5 protein-coding genes are annotated in these 3,984 nt (G+C 25.5%); 1 reads left to right on the top strand and 4 read right to left on the bottom strand.

The features are described 5' to 3' along the window. The 4 genes from G3997_RS03115 to G3997_RS03100 form a co-directional block, all read right to left on the bottom strand. Positions 1 to 210, bottom strand: a 210-nt coding sequence (locus G3997_RS03115; RefSeq protein ID WP_296647960.1) for a hypothetical protein, incomplete at its 3' end; no start/stop codon positions are given. Positions 211 to 464: 254 nt separating this feature from the next. Then, the gene (locus G3997_RS03110; RefSeq protein ID WP_296647955.1) at positions 465 to 1,328 is read right to left on the bottom strand and encodes a YitT family protein; all 864 of its coding nucleotides are present in this window, start codon (positions 1,326 to 1,328) and stop codon (positions 465 to 467) included. A gap of 253 nt (positions 1,329 to 1,581) precedes the next feature. Continuing rightward, positions 1,582 to 1,833, bottom strand: a complete 252-nt coding sequence (locus G3997_RS03105) for a DUF1294 domain-containing protein (RefSeq protein WP_296647950.1) — start codon at positions 1,831 to 1,833, stop codon at positions 1,582 to 1,584. A gap of 5 nt (positions 1,834 to 1,838) precedes the next feature. After that, positions 1,839 to 2,303: a hypothetical protein gene (locus tag G3997_RS03100; RefSeq protein WP_296647947.1), complete on the bottom strand. Its 465-nt coding sequence runs from the start codon at positions 2,301 to 2,303 to the stop codon at positions 1,839 to 1,841. Between the two features lie 449 nt (positions 2,304 to 2,752). Here G3997_RS03100 and G3997_RS03095 point away from each other — a divergent pair, with 449 nt between their 5' ends. Further along, on the top strand, positions 2,753 to 3,958 hold the full coding sequence (locus tag G3997_RS03095; protein WP_296647943.1) for a MalY/PatB family protein: 1,206 nt from the start codon (positions 2,753 to 2,755) through the stop codon (positions 3,956 to 3,958). The last annotated feature ends 26 nt before the right edge of the window (positions 3,959 to 3,984 follow it).

The following is a 3,984-nucleotide window of genomic DNA, read 5'->3' as shown; positions in this document are numbered from 1 at the left end:
AGCTAATGTATTTTTTCCCTTTTTACCATTTCCCAATTCAAAGTCATCTAAACTATTTTCGAGTTCTTCTTTTGCTCCAAATGAATATAATCTTTCACCTACAAAAACTAAGAAAAATAAAAGTTTATTATTATAGGTTATTAAGTAACCTATTATTGAAAGCAAAGAAAATACTAATGCTGAGATTATATTTTTTTTATTACGATTCATTAAAATGTCCTTCCAATNTCACCATCTTTCAATTATAAAAAATTCGCTTCGCTTGAGCGACGTGTCGGCGAAGCATTTAGGATACATCCGTTGCTCAAAATGTCATTTTTTACTTTCATATAAAAATTACCAATATTTTTTTGCATAGNNCTATTATTGAAAGCAAAGAAAATACTAATGCTGAGATTATATTTTTTTTATTACGATTCATTAAAATGTCCTTCCAATTCTAAAAAAAGAATATATCTTATTCGTTAAACCGTTGCTATTGATTTGAAACCTTCACCTAGTACTTCATGAACATCACTTACTATTATAAAAGCATTATGGTCTACTTTCTTAATAAGCTTCTTTAAATGAACTTCTTGCTTTTTATTATTTACAACAACTAATAAAATACTCTTATCATTATTAGTATATCCACCCTTACCATCAAGTACAGTTACTCCTCTTTTTATATCATTAATTATAGCTTCTCTTAACAATTCTTTATCTTCAGTTATAATCATAAACGCCTTTGAATAATCAAATCCAGATATAATTGCATCAATTACCTTAACTATTATATAAAGAGCTATAGCAGAGTATAAGCCTGTTTCTATATTTCCATTAGCTATCCCTGCGGATAAAACAACCATACCATCTATRATAGTTAAACATTTAGATACTGGTAAACTTGGAATTACTCTATTTATCATTAATGCTATAAGATCAGTTCCTCCTGTAGAACCATCTACACTAAATACAATACCTAAACCTATACCTAATAATATTGCTCCTGATATTGCAGATAACAATACATCTTGTGTAACTGATATTGTTGCTAATGGTTCTGTAATTTTTAATACAGCTGATAATATAATCATTCCAATAAAAGTTTTTATTGCATCTTTTTTTCCTAATATTTTTATAGAGAATACTAAAAGTGGTATACCTATAATTAACATTATTGTTGATACTGATAAACCAGTAAACTTACTTATAACAAGTGATAAACCACTAAGTCCTCCTGGTGCTATAGTATATGGTTTGAAGAACATATTAAGTCCTACACCCATAAATAAACAACCTATTATTAGTCCTAAAAATTCTACTATAGTATTCGTGCTTTTTCTCATATGCATAATCCCTCCAATTCTAAAGTTATTATACCAATTTTTAATATATTTAGCTATATTCTAGCTTATTAGCCCAATATTTACATTCACTTATTTTNCTATGGCTGAGAATTTAATAAAAGCTATGGCTTTCAAAATGCCAGTACCTACTATGAAAAAGAAATTCTTCCCTTCTGAAGAAACTTATCAAGAATGTGTAAACTTTGGTAAAGAATTTGCTAAATTAGTAAAATAATATAAAAAAGGAACNNAGTTATAATATATAATTTAATATAAATACTTGAACAAATAATATAGCAGGTAATCCAATGGTAAATTGCTTATGTTTTGTTTTATGTCTAAACTTATGCATACCAATAATACTTCCAATCGATCCTCCTGCAATAGCTATAAGAAATAAATTTTTTTCAGAAATTCTATACATATTCTTTTTAGCAAAATACTTATCTAAATACATAGATAATATTCCAACTATATTTATAAATATTAAGTAATAAATAATCATATTATCTACTTACTAACAAGTACTATTATTTCTAATAATTTTGTACCTATTTCTCTTTCTTGATTTTTTAATATATCCAAGCACCCTTTTAATTTATTCCATTTTTCATCTAAGTTTAAATCTGCATTATTTATTTCTTCTATACTTTTTATAACTTCTAATACATTATTCTTTTTTAATATATTATTTTTTTCTATGTAAAATTTTAAGTCTTTAATTTTTTCTTCTATACTTTTTTGTTTTTCCTTTAAAATTAATTCTTCTTTATATTCTTTTAAAGATTTTTGTATATTTTCTATATCTTTTTTACTATAATTCCATACTACGTTACTATTTATATTAGATATAGAATCTATAGTATTTTTATATTTATCATGAAGTTCTTCTATTGCTATTACTATTTCTAAGTAATTATTTTCTATTAATACATCCTCACATCTTTTTATATCTAAATCTAATTCATTTATCAAATCATACTCTCCTTATTTTTAGTTATTTAATTTTAATTTCTAACTATTCAATTATATATTAAGTAGATGTAATATTACATAAAATTATAAAGGCTTTAATATATTATNAWTWTGTTCCTTAGTAAGTCCTTCGTACTCTACTGGCATATCCCAACCTGCAAAAGCAAAAAGTCTAGCTCCTAGATTTTTATGAGTATCATATAAAGGCGTCCTTTTTAGTTCACTCATTTTGCTCCTCCTAAAAATAAATATTTTCATAAAAAATATATTCTTTTTATATATTAAAAATGATTAACATGTACTAAATCATCTTCATAGCATTTTTTGCAATGTAAATAGCATTTTTTAACATTTCATACTTATATAGTGCGTGCTAATATATAACTATAGTCAAAAGGCAATTAGAATTTAGGGATAAATTTAATTATTTTAATATTGGGGTGGATAAAATGAGATATAACTTTGATGAAATAATAGATCGTTCAAATAATTATTCTGTTAAATATGATGAAACAAAAGAAAAATTCGGTAGAGATGATTTAATACCATTATGGATAGCTGATATGGATTTTAAATCAGCACAACCTATTATAGATGCTCTTCAAGAAAGAGCACTACAAGGTATATATGGATATACATCTAGACCATATGAATACTTTGAAGCAATAAAAAATTGGCAACTAGAAAAAAATAATTGGGAAGTTGATACTTCACTTATGTCTCATGCTTTAGGTGTTTTACCAATGCTTGCAAATTTAATGCATACATTTTTAGAAAAAGGAGATAAGGTTATAATTCAACCTCCAGTTTTCCATGAATTTAAAAATGTTATAGAAGCATGGGATGGTGAAGTTGTAATAAACCAACTTATAGAAAAAAATGGTCACTACTCTATAGATTTTGATGACCTAAGAGAAAAAGCAAAACAAGGTGCTAAATTTATGATAGTTTGTAATCCTCATAATCCAGTTGGGAAGGTGTGGTCAAAAGAAGACTTAGAAACTATAGCAAATATTTGTATAGAAAATAATATAACTATTATATCTGATGAAATTTACTCTGATATAATGTTATGGGGAAATAAACATACTCCAATGGCATCTATAAGTGAAGAAATAAGAAAGCATACTATCACTTGTACTTCTTCAACTAAAACATTTAATTTAGCTGGACTTCAAGTTGCTACAGTAATATTCCCTAGTTTAGATATGAAAAACAAATACGATAATATATTAAAGAAAATAGAAACATATAGAAATAACGCTTTTAGTATAGTTGCTAATACAGTTGCTTTTACCGAAGGAAAAGAATGGTTTGAGCAAGTAACTGATTATATTGAAGAAAATATAAAATATACAGTAGATTATATAAATAAGTATATTCCTCAAATAAAAGTGAGTGCTCCTGATAGTACATATTTATTATGGTTAAACTGTAAAAATTTAAATCTTAATGGAGATGAGCTGCTTGATTTCTTTATCAATAATGCAAAAATTGCTCCTAATGATGGTCGTATATTTGGAGAAGGCGGAGATGGTTATATGAGAATAAATATAGCTTGTCCTAGAAAGATTTTAGAAAATGCTATGCATCAATTAAAAAATGCAGTTGATACCTATAATTTTGAGAAGTATGAATTAGTATCAAATTRCTAAAATTAAAATATTATAAATATACTTAA

This window comes from Romboutsia sp. 13368 (assembly GCF_018336475.1).
In the GTDB taxonomy this organism is placed as follows: domain Bacteria; phylum Bacillota; class Clostridia; order Peptostreptococcales; family Peptostreptococcaceae; genus Romboutsia.
This window is presented reverse-complemented; position numbering and strand designations above follow the sequence as displayed.